A 2278-nucleotide genomic window follows, 5' to 3' on the forward strand; every position below is an offset into this window, starting at 1 on the left:
GCCTTCGCGCGGGCCCCGTGGGGGCGGCGGGGAGGGGGGAATCACCCCGCCGGGGCCGGCACCCGTCCGGCCTCGGCCGGCCGGACAGGCACGGGAGCGGGCGGCACGGCACCGTCCGTCCCGGGGGCAGGCGGCATCGCACCGTCCGTCTCGGCGACGGGGAAGACGTGTGCGAGCCACGCGTACGTGCGGAGTTCCTCGAGCAGGCTCAGCCCGAGACGGTTGTGGAGCATGTGCGCGTGCGAGAAGAGGACCATGCCGGGGTGCGTGGCCGACTTCTCGCGGAGGTCGCCGGTCAGCGCGGCGAGCCCGTCGTGCCAGCGGGCGAACGGGCCGTGGTCCAGCGGGTCGACGGGCGCGGCCCCGGCGGCCCGGGTGACGGTGGTGACGGAGTCGAGCAGGTCGCCCGGGTAGCCCGCGTCACCGGCCCAGGCGCGCCAGGCGCCGAGGCCGTGGGCGTAGAAGTACGTGCGCTCCGTAGCGTCGCCGAGGGCCGCCGCGGCGGCCATGGTGCCGCGCAGGGCGAGCAGAGCACGGTGCCTCTCGGTCACGGCCCTGGGGACGAGGCCGAGGACCAGTTCGCTGGACAGACGGAAGAGGGACTCGGTCGCGGGCATCAGCGCGGGGCCGCCGTAGCGGTCGAACTCCGGCTCGTAGACCGCGCGGTGGACGCCGGGGGTGAGCATCTCGCGGACGTTCCGGTCCTCCCCCTGCTCCCCCGCGGACGCCAGCTGTCCGGCGCTGCGCCGGTAGGCCTCGGGCGCCAGAGGTTCCTCACCGTCGGTGAGCCGGCCGGCGTCCGCGAGCCGCTCCCGCAGGGCGTTCTCGACCTGTCCGTACGTCTTCGGGTCGAGGTCGGCGATGCGCAGCCGCAGATGCGGGCCGGCCTGCCAGTAGCGGATGAAGAACCACGGCCGGTCCGCCGCCAGTTCGCGCACGGTCGGGCCGACGACGCGCGTCAGTACCCGGTCGTGGGCGGACCTGGCGGTGGTGGCGAGGTGCAGGTGCCACGAATTCCATGTCATGGGGCGCTCCTTCACAATCTCAGGTCGAGCAGCGCGCCGCCGGTGTCCTGTGGGACTCCCACCACCGCGGACAGGACGATCGTCTCGTCCTCTTCCAGACCGAGGACGCGCTGTACGGGTATCTCCTTGAACGCCCTGACGGGGCGTGCGAACAGGCCGGACGCCGCGGCGGACAGGCACAGCCCGTGCACGGCCCAGCCGCAGGCGTGCTGTGCCACGCCCCAGCCGGCCGGGCCGAGCCGGGCGAACAGCTCCCTGGGCCGTACGGACAGGAACACGGTCATGGGTGCGTTCCTGATGCCGCAGCCGTTGACCGGCGAGACGCCGTATCCGTAGTGGTCCTCCAGCAGGGCGGGGGCCTCGGCGTCCCGCCGGAACAGGCGGGCGGTGGCGGCCTCCGCGCGGTGCACGCCGTCCTCGTGGCCGTCGACCCCCTGGGTGACGACCGTGATCCGGACCGCGTCGAAGGCGGTCGCGAGCTCGGGGCCCGGCGGGGGGACGGTGAGCCAGCGCAGGGCGGTGTCCAGGGCCTCGGCCGGTACCCGCCGGCGTCGGCCCGTCATGCCGTGCAGGGCGCGCGGCATCCGTCCCGAGTGGCGCTGCCAGAGCAGTTCGGCCCAGTCGGGGGTCCGCTGCGACGCCGGCAGACCGGCCGGGACGGCGGTGGTCAGCGGTACGGCGTCGCCGCTGTACGTCTGGGACCGGTTGACCCGGACGAGGTCGGCGAGTGCCGGGTCGTGCCGGGCGACGTCCGGAGGGACGGGACCGGGCGCGGTCCCGGCGGCCGCGGCGGGCTGCTGGTCGCCCACGTCGAGTACGAAGGGCAGCGACCACTCCCAGGTGCGGTCCAGGCCGATGCCGTCGAGCACGGCGTGGGCGCCCGGGTCGGGCAGCCTGAGCCGGGCCGGCTGCCCGAACAGCTCGAGTCCGATGCTCAACGCGCGGAGCACGATGCCCAGTTCGATGGCGACGAGCGAGCCGCGGAACCACTTGTAGGCGGAGGGGATCGCCGTGTAGCGCCCGGTGAGCGCGATCCGCCGGCCGGGGCTCGGACCGGGCGCGCCGGTCAGCGCGTGCCGGTCCGGTTCGAGCAGCCGCCAGGGTTCCTCGCCGCCGCCGTCCACGAACGCGTGGACGGGGAAGAGGCAGCGCGGGGAGGCATACGACCTGTGGTCGTTGTACGGGTTCTCCGGCTCGCGGCGCTGCGGCCCGAACGCGGTGACGAGCGCGCGGCCGAGCGGGTCGGCCGGCGG

General features: G+C 75.1%; 2 protein-coding genes. Both read right to left on the reverse strand.

The window, feature by feature from the left end; all coding sequences use genetic code 11:
- Window positions 1-41: 41 nt before the first annotated feature.
- Window positions 42-1025, reverse strand: coding sequence for a thiopeptide-type bacteriocin biosynthesis protein (locus tag ACWGH4_RS34355; RefSeq protein WP_453467734.1), 984 nt, complete (start codon window positions 1023-1025; stop codon window positions 42-44).
- 11 nt (window positions 1026-1036) lie between these two features.
- On the reverse strand, window positions 1037-2278 hold a 1242-nt coding region (locus ACWGH4_RS34360; protein ID WP_453467736.1), incomplete at its 5' end, for a nitroreductase family protein.

The organism is Streptomyces sp. NPDC054847 (genome assembly GCF_053610925.1).